Origin of the sequence: Methylorubrum sp. SL192 (assembly GCF_026672325.1) — a bacterium.
GTDB classification, from domain to species: Bacteria; Pseudomonadota; Alphaproteobacteria; order Rhizobiales; family Beijerinckiaceae; genus Methylobacterium; species Methylobacterium extorquens.
Map to the genome: position 1 here is coordinate 3,047,174 of NZ_JAPPQV010000003.1, position 17,066 is coordinate 3,064,239.

Here is a 17,066-nt window from a genome sequence, read left to right on the forward strand (position 1 = left end):
GACGGACGGCGGCCCGGCGCGGCGGGATCGCGGGCACAATCAGGGATGGCTCGCTGGGCGCGCTCACGCCGTGACCGGCGGAGGCACGGAACCGGCCCACACACGATAAAGCCACGGACAAATAAAGAATATTTTTGTAGGCAACCAACTGTCGCGACAAGGCAACCAGGCAATCACCCTATATCAAGAACAATTCCAATAAATTCATCTTCTCTTGACGCATGCCTGAAGTTTGCGCAACACGCCTTCAGCCTCAAGCGATTCGAGGGAGCCCTCAGTCCGATGAGCAACTACGACGAAGATCCATTTTCTTATCATTACGCTTCCATCGACGACCTTTTCTTTCTCTCGAACCCGCACGCTCCCCCAAGCCCGCCGCCGCAACGGTGAGTTCGCCGCGCGCTCAGGCCCCAAGACGATGGTGACGCACGGGCGGCCCGGCGACCGGACCGCCGCGTCGATCCGATGACGCGGCGCCGGGCCGGGCCGGCGGATCAGATCATTCGGGCGCACGCCCCCGCCGCGATGCGGCCGGGCCCTCAAGGCTCTCAGGAGGTTTCGAAGATCATGCCACCCTCGTCTCAAGCCGTGGCCGAGGCAGCCGCCTTCCGCAGCTTCGCCAACGGATATCTGCGCGAGATCGACCCCGGCATCCGCATCCGGCACGCGCTGACGGACGGGCCGCCCGCGCCGTGCATCGAGTGGAATCTGCGCAGCCGCCGCCTCGCGATCCGCGTCGAGATCCTGTCGCCCTCGCTATGCGGCGCGCAGGCGTTCGGCCGCCTCTGGACCCGCCACCTGCACGAGCCGCGCTGGCGGCCGGTGGCGCCGATGCGCGCGCTTCAGGAGCTTCTCGGCGAGGCCTATTCGCGCACGGATGAGGGGCGGGGCGACACCGCCCGCGAGCGGGAGCTGGAACTCCTCGGGCGCGTGCTCGACAGCTACCGTGAGACCGCCCGCCTGCTCGACCTCGCGGAGCGGGCGGCCGAGACGGAAACCGGCTTCATCGCCGCCGAGCGCGCCCTCGTCTTCGGCCATTGGCTGCACCCGACACCCAAGAGCCGGCAGGGCCTCACGACCTGGCAGGCTCGTGCCTACGCGCCGGAGGAGGGGGGCACGTTCCAGCTCGCGGTGTTCGGCGCGCAGGCGAGCCTCGTCCGCCACGACTCGGCGGTGGCCCGCGCCGCGCCCGACCTCGCCCTCGACCTGCTCGGCCCCGACGCTGCCGAGCTGCGCTTGCGCGCCGACGAGATCGCCCTGCCGATGCATCCGCTCCAGGCCGAGGCGCTGATGCTGGAGCCGCACGTCGCCGCATGGGTCGAGGCGGGCCGCCTGCGGCGGCTCGGCGCCTTCGGCCCCCGCTTCACCGCGACCTCCTCGCTGCGCACCGTCTACGCCGCCGAGAGCCCGTGGATGGCGAAGTTCTCGCTGCCCGTCACCCTCACCAACTCGCTGCGGGTGAACCGGCTCGCCGAACTCAAGGCCGGCGTCGCCATGGCCCGGCTGCTGGCGAAAAGCGGATTCGGCACCCGCCATCCCAACTTCCAGATCCTGGCCGACCCCGCCTACCTCACCCTGCACAGCCCCGACCGCGAGGAGAGCGGCTTCGAGACAGTCCTGCGTGAGAATCCGTTCCGCGACGGGGCGGAGCGGGGTGTCGCGACGCTGGCAGCCCTCACCGCCGAGCCGCTGCCCGGCCGCCTCTCGCGGCTGGAGGCCCTTCTGCGGCAGGTCTGCCCGGAGGGTTCGGCCGCGCGCGCCCAGGCCGCCCGCACGTGGTTCGCTCGCTATCTCGATTGCATGCTGGAGCCCGTCGTCGCCCTCTACGACGCGCATGGAATCGCGCTGGAGGCCCACCAGCAGAACGCGCTGCTCGATGTCGCCTCCGGCTGGCCCGAGCGCGGCTTCTACCGCGACAACCAGGGCTTCTACCTCTCGGAATCCGCCCGCCCCCGGCTGCTGCGCGATGCGCCCGAGACCGGCGCCATCGCCTCGCTCTATTTCCCGGACGGCGAGATCCGCCGACGGCTGGCCTATTATCTCGTGGTCAACCAGATCTTCTCCGTCATCGCCCGGATGGGCCATGACGGGGTGGCCCGCGAGGAAACGCTCCTCGACGACCTCGCCCGCCGCCTGGAGGCGATGGCACGCCGCATGACCGGCGCCGGCCGCGCCTTCGCCCGCTCGGTGCTCGACGGTCCGACGCTCTGCACCAAGGCCAACCTGCGGGTGCGCCTGTCCGACCGCGACGAACTCGCCTCGGGCGACGGCACCGGCAACTACATCGACATGCCGAACCCGCTCCTGCTTCGGGCGGCTCGGGGCGAGGCCGGCCATGCCCTCGCGTCCTGAGGCCATGCTTCCCGAAACCGTGGAGCAGCCCGAAGCGCGTGTCCTGCGCCAGTTGGCCGAAGCCGTCCTGTTCGAAGGGCTAGCCGAGCGCGAGCCAATCCGCGACGTCGCCGGTCGGATCGCATGGCGCCTCGGCTCCCGCCGCTTCCGCGCGACCGGCGCCTTCGGCCCCTTCGGCCGTCCCCGCCTCGATCCCGGTTCGGTCGAGATGGCAGGCGAAGAGGACGCCTGGGTGCCGGCCGACCTCGCCACCCTCGTCGAGGCCCTTCCCGCCGCCCCGGAGCACCGGACGCGGCTGCTGGCCGAGCTTCGGCAGACGATCGAACTCTGCCGCTGGAATAGCCAAAACTTGTCGCCGCCGGAGCGCCGCGCGCTGCCCTTCGCCGCGCTCGATGCGGCTTTGTGGGAAGGCCATCCCTACCATCCGAGCTTCAAGGCGCGCACCGGCTTCACCCTGGAGGATCACCGCCGCTACGGGCCCGAGGCCGCCGCGCCGTTCCGCCTCGAATGGCTGGCTGTCCGCCGGGACACCATCGCCCTCGCGCTGCCGGGCCCGGAGGACGGGTTCTGGCGGTCCGAACTCGGGGACGCGTGGGACGTCCTCGCCAGCCGCCTCGCCGCGGCTGGCCATTCCCTCGACACGCACGCGCTGCTGCCGGTCCATCCCTGGCAGATGCGCCGGCTTGCAGCGGAAGCCTTGCGCCCCTGGCTGGCAGAGGGCCGCGCCGTCGCGCTCGGCACCGCCGGCCCACGCTATGTCGCGAGCCAGTCCCTGCGCACGCTGCACAATCTCGACGACCCGTCCGCCGCCAGCGTGAAACTGGCGCTTGCCGTCGTCTCGACCTCAAGCCTGCGCATCCTCGACCCGCATTTCGTGCTGACCGGCCCGGCCCTGTCCGACTGGCTCGCCGGCCTCATCGCCGCCGATCCCGCGCTGCAGGGCCGCGTGACGGTGCTGCGCGAATACGCCGCCGCGCTCGCCGACCGGGACGGTCCGCTCGCCGGGCAGCTCGCCACGATCTGGCGGGAGAGCCCGCGTCTCGTTCCCGGCGAAGCGGCCGTGCCCTTCAACGCGCTGGCCGTGTGCGAGGCGGACGGGAGCCCCTTCATCGCGCCCTGGCTCGAACGCTACGGCCGCGACGCCTGGCTCGACCGCTTGGTCACGGTCGCGGTGCTGCCGGTCTGGCACCTGCTCGCGGGCCACGGCGTCGCCCTGGAGGCGCACGGCCAGAACATGATTCTGGTCCACCGCGACGGCTGGCCGGACCGGGTGATCCTGCGCGACTTCCACGAGAGCGCGGAATACGCGCCCGACTTCGTGACGAGCCCGGAGCGCGTGCCGGATTTCGGGGCGATCGACCCGGCCCATGCCGGGCCGGCGGACGACCGCTTCCACGCCATGCGCTCGGCCGCGACGCTCGCCGAACTCGTCACCGACAGCCTGTTCGTCTTCAACCTCAGCGAGATCACCGGCCTGCTCGGGCGTCGGCACGGCCTCGACGAGGCAGGGTTCTGGCGCCGCCTCGGCCTGCGTCTGCGGCACCACGCGGCGGAGCATGGGCTGGAGGCGCGTTTCGCCCGCCTCGCTGTCGAGGCGCCCCGGCTGCGGGTCGAGGCGCTGCTGTCGCGCAAGCTCGGACTCGGCGAGGCGGGCGGCAGCCTGCTGGCCCCCAACGCCCTGTTCCCTTCCCCTGACGCCCTTTCCGGAGCCTGCATGATCGAGATCGACGGCCGCACCATCCCGGCGGACGCGATGGAGGCCGCCATCCGGCGCGTCGAGGCTGCAGCGGCCCTGCGCGGCGGCAGCGGCGAGCGCGTCGCCGCGCGTTTCCGCGACACCGCCCAGGGTCTCGCCTTCATCCTCGCCGCCCGCCGCAGCGGCGCGAGCCTGCTGCCGATCCATCCGGCCCTGCCGGACGAGGGCGCGCGCCGGCTCGCCCAGCGCGCCGGCTGCCACCGCCTGTTCCTCGACAGCCTGGAGGGCGAGCCTCTGGACGGCGCCGCCCCGCCGGTTCCTGGGGAGGGCGAGCTGCTCCAGATGAGTTCCGGCACCACCGGCGAGCCGAAATGCATCGCCCGCCCCTGGAGCGCGGTGGAGCGCGAGATCGAGAGCTACGTCTCGGCGTTCACCGAGCCGGACGGGATGACCCCGGTCATCGCCTGCCCGATCACCCATTCCTACGGGCTGATCTGCGGATTGTTCGTGGGTCTGCGCCGCGGCCGCGTGCCGGTGATCGTGGACACCACCAACCCGAAATACCTCCTGCGTCGCCTGCGCGAGATCGAGCGGCCGGTGCTCTACACCGCACCCGCCATGCTGCACACGCTGGCCCGGCTGATGCCCGAGGGCGAAACCCTCCATGCGGCGATGGTCTCGGGCACGCTCCTGCCGGCGCCGTGGTTTTCCGCCATCCGCGGGCGCGTCACCCACCTGTTCCAGCAATACGGCTGCTCGGAAGCCGGCTGCATCGCGATCAACCCGGATCTGCGCCGCGCCGACGCCATCGGCCGGCCGCTGCCGCATCACCGCGTCCGGGCGGGGACCGGCCCCGAGGCCCCGGCGGAGATCGTGGTCGAGGGGGAGGGCGGGGCGATCCACACCGCCGATCTCGGCTACCTGGCGCCTGACGGCATGCTGATCTTCGTCGCGCGCAAGGACGACACGATCAACGTCTCGGGCCTCAACGTCTATCCCGGCGAGGTCGAGGACGTGGTGATGGCGATGCCCGGCATCACCGACGCCGTGGCCTTCGCCCGGCCCGATCCGTTCGCGGGCGAGCGGGTGACGCTGCTGTTCAGCGCCGACGGTCCCGTGCCGCCCCGCGCGCTTCAGGACTGGTGCCGCCGCTGGCTCGCCGGCCACCAAGTGCCGGTCGAGGCGGTGCAGGTCGGCGCGATCCCGCGCGAGGCCAACGGCAAGATTTCTCGTCGCGCGGTCGCCGCGCAGTATCGGGACGGCGCGCTGGAGGCGGTGGCGTGAGCAACGAGACGCTGATCGCGGCCATCGGCACGGTGCTGCGCGAGGAGATGCAGCATCCCCATCTCGATGGGTTCGGGCCGGACGCACGGCTGAACGAGGATCTCTACCTCGATTCCGTCCAGTTGCTTCAACTCATCTTGTCACTGGAACTGACGCATGGGGTGTCGGTGCCGGAAGAAGCGATCAACCGGCAGGACGTCTCCACCGTCGCCGACCTCGCCCGGCTCCTGGCGCCGGGCGCGGAGCCGGTCGCACCGGTCGCCGAGTCCGAGACGCCCTCCGAGGGCGTCCACGGCGCGATGCCCTACGACCTGAAGATCCACTGCTTCGTCAGTTGCGTCTGCGACGGGCTGAAGGCGCGGGGCATCGACCACCGCCCGTTTTACGCCCTGATCTGGGACGCCGAGTTCGCCATCACCGACGGCTCGCGGCTCGCCTACCACTCGGACGCGATGGACCACGAGTCGTTCCGCTACTGGTTCGAGCGGCTCTACAGCGTGCCGCTCGTCTCCTGGTACGACCACTCTCGCTCTAAGGACGAGAACGTCGCCACCCTGCTCGACCTCCTGGACCAGCGGGAGCCGGACACGCGCATCATGGTGATGCTCGACATGTTCCACCTCCCCGAGCGCGAGAACAAGTTCAACCAGAACCCCTTCCCGCACTACCTGCTCGTTTCGCTCGGCGACGATCCCGACCTCTGGCAGGTGCGCGACCCCGACTTCCGCTGGGAGGGCGTGATCGAGCGCGAGCGGATGCTGAACGCCATCCGCCAGCCGAGCGTCGCCGGCGGCTACCGCTTCGATCCCTCGCGGGCCCATCCGCCGGCGGACACGGATCTCGCGGCCTTCTTCGACGCCTGTTTCCGGTTCGACACCAACCCGCTGATCGATGCCGCGCGCGCCATCGTGCTCGCCCATGCCGAGGGGCGGGGCGGGCTGAAGCTGACGGATGTCGGCGAGGCGCTGCGCGAACTGCCGGTCATCACCATCCGCAAATGGGCCTACGAGCACGGCTTCGCCTTCTTCTGGCGGGCCCTGCGCTGGCCGGACCCGGAGTTCCAGCGGATCTGCGACGAGATCGAGGCCCTGGTGAACGGCCTCACCGCCCTGCACTACGCCGTCCTCAAGCTCGCCCGGACCGGGGAAACGGGGGAGGTCGCCTCCGTCCTCGCGCGGCTCGACGCCCTCGACGCACAGGAATTCGCGATCAAGCGGCAGCTCGCTTCAGCCTACGCGGCGTGGCGGCAGACGAGCCCGGATCTCGGACAGGCGCTCCCGTCACGCGAAAGGCTCTCCGCATGAGAATCGCGCTCTGCACCATCAGCTTTCGCCACCATCTCGTGTCGATCGGCGAGCTCGCCCGCTTCGCCCGCGGCCACGGCTTCGACGGGATCGAATTGTGGGGCGTGCACGCCCGCAATCTCGGCCCCGGCGACCACGCCGAATGGCTCGCCGCCTACGGCCTGCGGGTGCCGATGCTGAGCGACTACCTGCCGCTCGACGCGCCGCTGGAGACCCTGACCGAGCGGACGGCCGAACTCGCCCGGCTCGCCGGGAGCTGGGGGGCGCCGCGGCTGCGCACCTTCGCCGGCACCAAGGGCAGTGCGGCCGCCTCGGCGGACGAGCGCGCCCATGTCGCCCAGCGCCTGCGGATGGCGGCGGGCCAGCTCGCCGACCAGGGCCTGCGGCTCGTGGTGGAGACGCATCCCGGCACGCTCGCCGACACCACCGCCTCGCTCCTCGACCTGCTGGACGCGGTCGATCACCCGAACCTCCGGGTCAATTTCGACACGCTCCACGTCTGGGAAGGCGGCGACGACCCGCTCGCGGCCCACGCCCGGCTCTCCCCGCATATCGACTACTATCACCTCAAGAACGTGCGCAGCCGCGCCGACCTGTCGGTGTTCGAGCCGGCCAACGTCTATGCCGCGGCCGGACGGCGCGAGGGCATGACCGGCCTGTTCGAGGGCGCGCTGGATTACGCTGCCTTCCTGAAGACGCTGCCGCCGCAGGCGGAAGGCTCGCTCGAATGGTTCGGCGAGGCCAGCTTCTCGGTCCTGCCCACCGACCTTTTCCGCCTGCGCAGCGCCACTGCCGGCCGCCGCGGGGCGGGAGCCCTCCACGCCGCGCGCTGAGCCGGTGCCGGAACTTCAGGAGACCGACATGACCGAGAGCCGTGCCGTCGTCGGCACCCCGCATGCCAGCCGCTACCTCCAGCAGCTCTGCAAACACTGGGCCCACCGGTTCGAGACCGAGTTCAGCCCGACCGATGCCCGGATCGCCCTGCCGCTCGGTGAGACGCGCCTGAGTGCCAGCGCCGAAACCCTGACGATCGACCTGACTGCACAGGATGCCGCCAGCCTACCCGATCTGCGCGACGTGGTCGTGCGCCACATCGAGCGCTTCGCCTTCCGCGAGACGCTGCGCTTCGACTGGACGTGAGCCGCACCAGGCAAGACGCGCTTCGCATCGAGCGTATCGCTGCAAGACGGCAGGGCAGCGTCGCGTCGGCCAGCACACCGCCCCTCGTGCTGAGGTGCCAGGCGAAAGCGCGGCCTCGAAGCGTGCTTCAACGGTCGATCCCACGCACCGGCCTGCCGAGAGAAGCGTCGCGGCGTGCTTCGAGGCTGCTGCCGCAACACCTCAGCATGAGGATCGTCATCGTTGCCGGACCGGACCGGTCGAACCGGCTCTCGACGAGATCAGACCTTCACACGGAGCAAGGACCAGTATGGATGTGACGATAAGGGCCATGCGCGAGGACGACGCGCCGGATCTGTTCGAGATCTACAACCAGCCCGCCTTCCGTTTCGGAACGCTGGCGCTCCCCTACGAATCATTCGAGGCGGTGAAGAAATGGGCCGAGCCCCGCTCGCCGCGTGATCTGCACCTCGCCGCGCAGCAGGGCGAGCGCGTCGTCGGGGCGGCGGCCCTGCGCCCCTTCTACGGGCGGCGGGCGCATGCGGCGGAATTCTGGATCGCCGTGCACGAGGATTTCGCCGGACACGGCATCGGCTCGCGGCTTCTCGCGGCGGTGATCGATACGGCCGACAACTGGATCAATATTTTGCGCATCGAGATGACGGTCTTCACCGACAACACCCGCGCCATCGCCCTCTACGAAAAGTTCGGCTTCGCCATCGAGGGGACGCACAAAGCCGCCTCATTCCGCAACGGCATCTTCGCCGACGTGCATTGCATGGCCCGTTTGCGTCCCTCGATCGGCCCCTGAATCCCGGCAGCAAACCCGGCCGGGATCGCCCGAGCGTCTTCGTTTGAAGCCGCCCCTGGCAGGTCAGGAACATTGCTGATTTCGCGAAGGTTTCGCCCGTCAGACTCCGGCACCGCACAAGCAAACCGGCGCCCGAGCATCGTTTTCAGACCGGGAGACCCGAGACCATGCATCGGCGCGATTTTCTGACGACCCTGCTGACGGCAACGGCGGCCCTGGCCGTCACCCGGACCGCCCTGGCGCAACCGGCGCCGGCCGGTGCCATGCCGGCGCCGGTCTACCTCGCCATGGCGACGAAGGGCGGCCTGTTCCTCGAGAACACGGCGCGCGATGCCTACGCCAAGACCCGCAATCCGCGCATCAAAGCCTTCAGCCGGGCCGAGGTGACCGAGCAGGTCAACCTCGCCCGCAAGCTCGACCCGTATCTGGGTGCGGGAGCGCCAATGGCAGGCGCGCCCGCCGGTCCGGCCGGCCTCGTCGGCGGTCTTGTCGAGGCGCCGCTGGCGGTGGCGGGCGGCGTCGCGGGGGCGACCGTCGGTGCGGTTGGCGGCGTTCTGGGTGTACCCGGTGGGCGCGGTCCCGGCGGCATGACGACGGATGAGCAGAAGGCTCAGATCCTGTCGCAGCTCTCCGGGATGCAGCCCGGTCCCGAATACGACGCTATGTTCGTCAACGCCTCGCTCCAGGGCCATCAGGAGGCCCTCAACATCCACGGCTCCTACGCCCAGGCCGGCGACGATCCGGGCCTGCGCCGCATCGCGGCGGGTGCGATCCCGCTGATCCAGCGGCACATCGCGCAGCTCTCGCGGATGCAGGCGACGATGGGCGGCAGACGGGAGGGCTGAGCGTCGTCCCGAAAGGTGGCAACCGGCTTTCGGGACGATGCAGGAACAGGAGGCCCGAGCAGACCGCGCTCGCCAAAGACTGAAGGGGGTTCAACGCGAGGACGCGTCGAACCCTCGTCTTAGGTAGTCCCTGACTGACTGAGGCCGAGGCAGGCCCGAGAACGCGGCGCATCGCTTGGAATCCGATCTCCGGAGCGAAGCGCCTCGAAGCGGTTCGCCGACGATGTTGCCGCTGGCACGCGAGATGCTTCTCCAGACGAAAGGAACGAAAGCTTTAGCTTGTCGTTCTTCAAAACACGACACTGGAAAGGCGCATTCCATGAACGCCGAAGCGATCAAGAGCCGTGATGAAGCCCTAGCTCTGCTTGATGCTGATCTGATCACGATCCACGACTTCATGACGCTCTGCGACCTGAAGGGGTGGGACCGGTAAAACCCCTGAGGCCGGAGTATCATCTCCGGCCGGTTGCGACCTCTCGTGCGCCGGAAGCTCAGCACCCCCGTGCCCAGTCAAGTTGGCTGAGCCTGTTGAAGAGCGAAACACCGTCAGCGACAGAAGATCTGCACGGGGATGCAGCAAGACCTTCACGGCCAGAACGGCTGTTGAGCGCGCGATTGAGCCGGAGGCAGGGCCGACAAGTCTTTGCCCTCGGCCGCCAAAGCGCGGACCGTTTCCCAGTACGATTTCAGCCAACGGCGGGCTTCGAGCACACCGACTTGGGAGTCGGTGCTTCGGATCATCGTTGAGGGGTCGGACTGGCAAACGCGCTCCGACCCCGAACTCTTTCCACCCGGAACTCTGCGCTCAGATCGCCGCGGCGGGATCGCGATCCTCCCCGTCGCCCGCCGGCGGCGGTGTCCGATCGCGGCGCGAGCGGCGCTCCAGAACGGCACGGCCGAGGGCGCGCAGGGGCGCGGTGAGGCGGCGAGCGTCGTCGGCGCGTTCCATGAAGGTCTCGCCGCGGCGGATCTCGCGGTCGAGCTTGGCCATGGTGCGGGCGAGCGCCGGGTCATCATCGTCGAGCCAGACCTCGACGGTGCGGGCGAAGGCGATCACGGTCCCTTGAAGCTTGAGCCGGCCGAGCGGCCCCTCCGTGTCGATGCCGGCGGCGGCCAGCATGTAGCGGTGGGAGTTCAGGGCGACCCCGTTGAGCGCCAGCATGGACAGGACGTCGCCGCGCAGCGCGAAGGCGATGCGGCGCAGGGCCGGCTTGTAGGGCGTCATCGCATCGAGCCGGCGCATCAGCACGTCGAACAGGCGCTCGCGGGCCGGCTCGTCGGCGAGGTCGGCGGTGTCGACCTCCAGCACCTTGCGATCGATGATCCGCGACAGACCGCCGAGCACGGCGCCCTTCGAGGGGAACAGGTCGCGCAATTCGGCCAGACTTAGTCCCGCCTCGCGGGCGATGTCGCCGACCTCGATGTCGTTCCAGGGCTGCTCGGCCGCGAGGCGCATCAGCGCCTCGACCGCGGCCTCACGCGGGTTGGGCTTGTGCGAGGCCGTGTCGGCGTTCGACGAACCGGATGGCCCACCGGTCTCGGGCTTGCCGCCGGTGTTGGGCTCGGGGGCTGTTTCCATGGTCCGTGCTCCGCATTCGGTTCACGTCTCATGTAGGGTCAGTGTCGCCCGCTTGAAACCGCTGGGCCTCTCAGCCGGACAATTCGCCCGCCCGCCGCCGCGCCGCCTCGACCGCCTCGCGCATCAGGTCGGGCAGCGCGCCCTCGCGCATCAGCACGGCGAGCGCGGCTGCGGTGGTGCCGCCGGGCGAGGTCACGTCGCGGCGCAATTGCCCGGCCTCGCGGGCATCGGCGTCGAGCAGGGCACCGGCCCCCACGACGGTGGCGCGGGCGAGCTGCGCCGACAGGTCCGGCGGCAGGCCCGCCGCCACGCCGGCTTCCGTGAGCGCTTCCGCCAGCAGGAAGACGTAGGCGGGGCCGGAGCCCGAGACCGCGGTCACCGCATCGATCAACGCTTCATCGTCGAGCCACGCCACGAGGCCGGAGCTGGCGAGCAACGCCTCCGCGCCCGCCCGCGCCTGCGGCCCGACCTCCGGGCTGCCGACGGCGCCGGTCGCGCCCCGGCCGATGCTGGCGGGCAGGTTGGGCATGGCGCGCACCACGGCGCGGGCGGTCGGCAGGCGGCGCTTGAGGTCGGCGATGGTCTTGCCGGCCAGGATCGAGACGATGAGGGTGTCCGGGCCGATCCATCCGGCCAGCGCCGGTGCCGCCGCGTCGAGAACCTGCGGCTTGATGCCGAGCACCAGCGCTCCGGCCGGGGCGGCGGCCTCGGGATTGAGGCGCAACGCCCGCTCGGCACAGAGTGTCGCGATCTCCGCGGAGGGCTGCGGATCGACGACGGTTACGGCGGCGGGGTCGAGGCCGCCCGCGAGCCAGCCCCGCAGCAGTGCCGCTCCCATCTTGCCGGCGCCGGCCAGAACCAGGGGCGTGGGAAAGGCGGTCGGATCATCGGGCGCACGCGTCATAGGCCTTCGATCCCACCGCAGCCGCACCGAATCAAGGGCGAGGGCTCGAGGACGGCGGCGCGATCCCGCAGGATCGGCAGCTTACGCCTCGCCCTCGGTCTCGAACAGCACCGCGTCGAGGGCCTCGCGGGCGCTCTTGCCGGCCCAGAGCACGAACTGGAAGGCCTGATAATAGCGCTCGCAGGCATCGGCGGCGGTCTTCATCATCATCGCGCATTGCCCCTGCGTCGGCGCGATACCGTCGGTGAGCAGCAGCGAGTGGCGGAACATCACCACGCTGTCCGACGACCACAGGTCGAAATGGCCGATCCAGAGCTGCTCGTTCACCAGCGCGACGAGGCGCAGCATCTCGGCCCGGCGCCGCTCCGGCACCTTGAGGTCGAAGGCGGCGGCCACGTGCAGCGACTCGACTTCCTCGATCCAGGTAAAGGCGACGTGGTACTCGGCCCAGCGGCCCGAGACGGAAACCGACATCTCGTCGGTCTCGATGCGATCGAAGATCCAGTCGCGCAGCGAGGCGAGGCGCTCGACGACATCGAGCGGGTGCTCCGGCCGGTCGCTGTCTTCGATGAGGCTAAGCTGGGTCATGGCGATCCAAGTTGTCGGCCCGGTCGAGAGGCTCGATCGGGTCGGCGGGCAAAGCAGGGCCGTGACGGGAGTCGAGGCAACCCACGTCGATCTCCGTCCTGCGGAGGGGTTCAATCCAGATTTCGCCGCCCCGGGGTTTGGTTCCACCTTTCCGCCGGGGCGAATCAACTTCGGATCGTTTATAGCCCGCGCGCCCCGCGGGCTTCAAAGCGTCGCCCCGGCATCAGCGGTGGGCAACGCAGCTATCCACCGATGCTTCCTGTGCAAAGAAATCCGGATTCGCGCTTTCCCGCGAGGGTGAGTCCGGACTGCCCGCTCATCCCAAATCCGATTGATCCCTTCGAGATGGCGGATTTGGGTTTCGGTGGGATCCCATCGCGCTGGCGCGATGGGTGCCCTCCTCAAGCGCCGCGCGGACTTGCTGATACGGTTGCCGCTTTGATCAAGCGGAAACCGTATCAGACCGCTTCCGTGCTGCCGGCGCTGCCCGCCTCGGCGCCGAGCCGGGTCTCCAGCGCGCTCACCCGGGCGGCGAGTGCGTCGTTCTGGCTGCGCAGGGCAGCGACGAGGTCGCGCAGCACGTCCACTTCCTCGCGCGTGGCGATATCCATGTCGCGGATCAGGCGCTCGATCTGGCCCTTGACCATCGTTTCCGCCTCGCGGCGCACCCCTTGGGCCGCCCCGGTGGCATCGGTGAACAGGCGGGCGACATCGTCGAAAAGGCGGTTCGAGCCTTGCATGGAAATTCCCTCCGGCGCCCGGACCTGTCGAGCACGTGCCAACGACATAAGAATCGGCGGGCAGCAGGGCAATCGAGCGGCACCGACGAAACGCTTCGGCCATCACGGGGTGCGGAGACCGGAAATCCGTTCTGGATTGTTGCCGCACGTATCGGGGCCGGCTGCGGAAACCCGCGGTTACAATCTTCGTCAGCGGCCATACTTCCGGGCAGGAGGCGCGCGGGATTAAGACGGATGCCGTCATGACCACCACCAACCTGCCGACGCCCCACATCCTCGTCGTCGAGGACGACCGCGAGATCAGCGCGCTCGTCGCGCGCTACCTGCGGGCCAACGAGTGCCGCGTGAGCGTCGCGGGCGACGGACGCGAGATGGACCGGGTGCTGGCCGATGCCCGGGTCGATCTCATCGTCCTCGACCTGATGCTGCCGGGCGAGGACGGCCTGAGCCTGTGCCGGCGCCTCAGGGCCGCATCGCAGGTGCCGATCCTGATGCTCACGGCCAAATCCGAAGAGATCGACCGGATCGTCGGGCTGGAGATCGGCGCCGACGACTATCTCGGCAAACCGTTCAACCCGCGCGAATTGCTGGCGCGCATCCGGGCGATCCTGCGGCGCAAGGGCGCCGAGCCGCAGGATGGCGACGGCGCACGCCGCTTCCATTTCTCGGGCTGGACCCTCGATGTCGGCCTCAGGCAGGTCTTGAGCCCGGAGGGCGCGCGCATCGCCGTCACGGGGGCCGAGTTCGACCTGCTCCATGCGTTGTGCCTGCGGCCGGGGCGCGTCCTCTCCCGCGACCAGCTCCTCGACCTGACGCAGGGGCGGGCGGCGGGGCCGTTCGAGCGCAGCATCGACGTCCTGGTCTCCCGGCTTCGCCAGAAGCTCGAGCGCGATCCGCGCAACCCCGAGATCATCCGCACGATCCGCTCGGGCGGCTACCTGTTCGCGCCGGAGATCGGCCGCTCATGAGTCCCCTGAGAACCACGGCGGAGCCGCCCGCCGCTGCTCCCGTACCATCGCGAACTCGACCTCGTTTGCCTTGGCCCCATCTGCCCTGGCCCCGTCCGAAAAAGGCCGCCGGGCAGATCGCGCTCCTCGTCGTCGCGGCTCTGCTCGCCGCGCATGTGCTCGCGGCGGTCATGCTGCTGGCCCTGCGCGAGCCGTGGCGGCCGGACGAACGGCCCGGCGTCGCCGCGACCCGGCTCTCGACCGTCGCGCGGCTGCTCGATGCCGCCGAGCCGGGCGAGCGCGACGGGATCCTCCGGGCGGCGGCGCGCGGCCTGCCGACCCTGCGCATCGCGCCATGGGACGGCGCCGCGCCGTCGGCGGGGCAGGGGAACCAGGCGGACGAGATCGGCCAGCATCCCCTGATCGAGCGCCTGCGGGACGGCTTCGGGCGGGCGCTGCCGGTGACCGACCTCGCCCCCGGCCACGACCGGGGCAAGACCGGCCTCCTTCAGATCGGCATTACGACGCCGGCCGGCGCCCGGCTCCGCGCGGTGCTGCCCGACGATTTTCCGCGCCCGCCGGCGCAAGCGCCGATCATCTTCACCTTCGTCTTCCTCGGGGTCAGCCTCACGCTGCTCTCGTTCTGGGCGACCCGGGCGCTCACCGCGCCGCTTGCCGGCCTGGCCGCGGCGGCGGAGGCCTTCGGCACGGCGGAGGAACCGCCGCCCCTGCCCAAGCGCGGGCCGGAGGAGGTGCTGGCGCTCGCCCGTGCGCTCGACCGGATGCGCACCCGCCTGCTGCGCCTGCTCGACGACCGCACGCAGATGCTGGCCGCGATCAGCCACGACCTGCGCACACCGATTACCCGCCTGCGGCTGCGGGCCGAGTTCATCGAGGACGAGCGCGCCCGCGAGATGACCCTGCGCGACCTCGACCAGATGAACGGGCTCGTGGAATCCGCGCTCTCCTATGTCCGGGACGGGCAGGGGGCGCCGGGCGAGGGCCAGACCACGCTGATCGACCTCGCCTCGGTGGTGCAGACCGTCTGCGACGGGTTCAGCGACATCGGCGCGGCGGTCAGCCTGGAGCGAACCCGCCACGTCCTCGTGCGCGGCCGCCCCGACGACCTGCAGCGCGCGATCACCAACCTCGTCGACAACGCCGTCAAGTATGGCGGTGGCGCCCGCCTCGTCATGGGGCCGGCGGGCTCCGGCGATCGCCCCGGCGTGGCGGTGGAGGTGATCGACGACGGCCCCGGCATCCCCGACGCCGAGCGCAGCGCCATGCTCCAGCCCTTCGTGCGTGGCGACCGCGCCCGCAATCTCGATTCCGCGAGCGGCTTCGGCCTCGGCCTGTCGATCGTGCTCGCCATCGTCGAGGGGCATGGCGGGCGCCTGACCTTGGAGAACCGCCCCGGCGGCGGCTTCTGTGCCCGCATCGAGCTGCCGCTCGCCGCCGGACGGTCCAGGGCGACGGGCGCCGGCAGGGCGGCTTAACCCCGTCCGCACGGCGTTCGGATGGAGGGCGCCGCCGACGCGGCTCGGCCGCCATGCAGGAGGATCGTTCAGTACAGCCGGCAAGGAGTGGGGGCGAACGACCAATCGCGGGATGCCCTCGCCCGAGATGTCCTCGTAAGAACCCAGCAACCCAATTGCTCTAGCGTCGGGGTGACTGGAATGACTTGGCCCTCGCTTTGATGAGTCTCTCCCGAACCGGAACCATCGAGGGCGAGTTCGCCGGCCTCACCCCGTTGCGGTTCTCGCCCCCGGTCGAGGCGCGGTTCGAGACGGAGGGGCTCCCCGAACGCATCAGGCTCGCCCAGGCGACGCTTTTCGCCGCCATTTTCCTCTACGACATCTTCCTCTTAGCCGACTGGATGATCCTGCCGGACGTGCTCGGGCCGCTCGCCGTGATGCGCCTGGGCGTCTTCACGCCGCTGACCCTTCTGATGATCTGGATCCTGCCGCGCCGGACACGGACCTGGCAGGTCGACGGGCTGCTCGTGGGAGGTTGCTTCCTCTCGGTGCTGATGCCGTCCACGATCATCTCGTTCAGCGCATCGCACTACGTCGCGACCTACCAGCTCGGCTCGATGCTCATCATCTTCTACATGGTCCTGGTGCAGCGCGTCCGGTTCCGGATGGCGGTGATCGGGATGGCGCTGATCGTCCTGACCCAGATCTCGACCGTCGCGAGACGGCCCGAGGTCGATGCCCCGACCTTCTGGTACATCGTGGTCTTCTACCTCATCGCGGCCGCCATCATCCTCCTGGGATCGTTCGTGCTGGAGCGGACGGAGCGCTACGGCTTCCTCCAGCGCCTCCGGGTCGAGTCGATGATCGAGCGCAACGCGGAGATGGCACGGACCGACCAACTCACGGGCCTGTTCAACCGGCACCATCTCGCGACCATCGGCGCCGATCTCATTCCCAAGAAGGACACGCAGTCCCTCGGGGCGCTCCTGATCGACATCGACCACTTCAAGCGGTTCAACGACACCCAGGGTCATCTGGCGGGTGACCGCTGCATCCGCACCGTCAGTGACTTGGTGCGCGAGATGCTGGTCCCGGCGAACGAGAACAAGCCCCCGTTGGGAACGGCCGTGCGCTTCGGGGGCGAAGAGTTCCTCGTGCTGCTGCCAGGCATGGATGCCGCGCGGGCCGCCGCGCTCGGGGAGGCCATCCGCCGGCGCGTGGAAGGCGTCGGGATTCCGCATCCCGGCCTCGGGCCGAACGCCGTGGTGACGCTGTCGATCGGCGTCGCCGACTGGAAGAAGGGCCATACGGCGCTGGACACACTCGTGAACGCCGCCGACGCCGCCCTCTATCAAGCGAAAAATCTCGGCCGCAACCGCGTGGCGGTGGCCTGATCGGTGCGGCGCCAGCCGGCCGCCGCTA

Annotated in this window: 15 protein-coding genes; 11 read left to right on the forward strand and 4 right to left on the reverse strand. The window is 70.0% G+C overall.

What is annotated here, in order from left to right:
* The first annotated feature begins 567 nt into the window (after window positions 1-567).
* The 8 genes from OVA30_RS15135 to OVA30_RS15170 all read left to right on the forward strand — a co-directional run bounded on the left by OVA30_RS15135 (window position 568) and on the right by OVA30_RS15170 (window position 9,844).
* Window positions 568-2,352: an IucA/IucC family protein gene (locus OVA30_RS15135; protein ID WP_268175946.1), complete on the forward strand. Its 1,785-nt coding sequence runs from the start codon at window positions 568-570 to the stop codon at window positions 2,350-2,352.
* Entirely contained in the window at window positions 2,336-5,332 is a 2,997-nt protein-coding gene (locus OVA30_RS15140) for an IucA/IucC family protein (protein ID WP_268175947.1), read from the forward strand. Before OVA30_RS15135 ends, OVA30_RS15140 begins: the two co-directional genes overlap by 17 nt.
* On the forward strand, window positions 5,329-6,636 hold the full coding sequence (locus OVA30_RS15145; protein ID WP_268175948.1) for a DUF6005 family protein: 1,308 nt from the start codon (window positions 5,329-5,331) through the stop codon (window positions 6,634-6,636). Before OVA30_RS15140 ends, OVA30_RS15145 begins: the two co-directional genes overlap by 4 nt.
* Window positions 6,633-7,469, forward strand: a complete 837-nt coding sequence (locus OVA30_RS15150) for a sugar phosphate isomerase/epimerase family protein (RefSeq protein WP_238508417.1) — start codon at window positions 6,633-6,635, stop codon at window positions 7,467-7,469. Before OVA30_RS15145 ends, OVA30_RS15150 begins: the two co-directional genes overlap by 4 nt.
* A gap of 28 nt (window positions 7,470-7,497) precedes the next feature.
* Window positions 7,498-7,776 (forward strand): DUF2218 domain-containing protein, encoded by a 279-nt coding sequence (locus tag OVA30_RS15155; RefSeq protein ID WP_003606707.1) that lies wholly within the window; start codon window positions 7,498-7,500, stop codon window positions 7,774-7,776.
* Between the two features lie 289 nt (window positions 7,777-8,065).
* Entirely contained in the window at window positions 8,066-8,566 is a 501-nt protein-coding gene (locus tag OVA30_RS15160; RefSeq protein ID WP_147019146.1) for a GNAT family N-acetyltransferase, read from the forward strand.
* Window positions 8,567-8,733: 167 nt separating this feature from the next.
* Window positions 8,734-9,411, forward strand: coding sequence for a DUF4142 domain-containing protein (locus OVA30_RS15165; protein ID WP_268175949.1), 678 nt, complete (start codon window positions 8,734-8,736; stop codon window positions 9,409-9,411).
* 175 nt (window positions 9,412-9,586) lie between these two features.
* Window positions 9,587-9,844: a hypothetical protein gene (locus OVA30_RS15170; RefSeq protein ID WP_268175950.1), complete on the forward strand. Its 258-nt coding sequence runs from the start codon at window positions 9,587-9,589 to the stop codon at window positions 9,842-9,844.
* A gap of 372 nt (window positions 9,845-10,216) precedes the next feature.
* On the opposite strand, the gene OVA30_RS15175 is transcribed toward OVA30_RS15170, so the two are convergent.
* The 4 genes from OVA30_RS15175 to OVA30_RS15190 form a co-directional block, all read right to left on the reverse strand.
* On the reverse strand, window positions 10,217-10,990 hold the full coding sequence (locus tag OVA30_RS15175; protein WP_268175951.1) for a TetR/AcrR family transcriptional regulator: 774 nt from the start codon (window positions 10,988-10,990) through the stop codon (window positions 10,217-10,219).
* Window positions 10,991-11,060: 70 nt separating this feature from the next.
* Window positions 11,061-11,894 carry a pyrroline-5-carboxylate reductase gene (gene proC, locus OVA30_RS15180; protein ID WP_268175952.1) on the reverse strand — a complete coding sequence of 278 codons (834 nt, stop codon included), beginning with the start codon at window positions 11,892-11,894 and terminating at the stop codon, window positions 11,061-11,063.
* Between the two features lie 81 nt (window positions 11,895-11,975).
* Window positions 11,976-12,482, reverse strand: a complete 507-nt coding sequence (locus OVA30_RS15185; protein WP_003607101.1) for a YbjN domain-containing protein — start codon at window positions 12,480-12,482, stop codon at window positions 11,976-11,978.
* Window positions 12,483-12,940: 458 nt separating this feature from the next.
* Entirely contained in the window at window positions 12,941-13,222 is a 282-nt protein-coding gene (locus OVA30_RS15190; RefSeq protein WP_012254975.1) for an accessory factor UbiK family protein, read from the reverse strand.
* Window positions 13,223-13,464: 242 nt separating this feature from the next.
* On the opposite strand from OVA30_RS15190, the gene OVA30_RS15195 reads away from it, so the two are divergent.
* From OVA30_RS15195 to OVA30_RS15205, 3 genes are all read left to right on the forward strand, one after another.
* Entirely contained in the window at window positions 13,465-14,190 is a 726-nt protein-coding gene (locus OVA30_RS15195; protein WP_003607099.1) for a response regulator, read from the forward strand.
* Window positions 14,187-15,665 carry an ATP-binding protein gene (locus tag OVA30_RS15200; protein ID WP_268175953.1) on the forward strand — a complete coding sequence of 493 codons (1,479 nt, stop codon included), beginning with the start codon at window positions 14,187-14,189 and terminating at the stop codon, window positions 15,663-15,665. Before OVA30_RS15195 ends, OVA30_RS15200 begins: the two co-directional genes overlap by 4 nt.
* Window positions 15,666-15,865: 200 nt before the next feature.
* Window positions 15,866-17,038 (forward strand): GGDEF domain-containing protein, encoded by a 1,173-nt coding sequence (locus OVA30_RS15205; RefSeq protein ID WP_268175954.1) that lies wholly within the window; start codon window positions 15,866-15,868, stop codon window positions 17,036-17,038.
* Window positions 17,039-17,066: the final 28 nt, after the last annotated feature.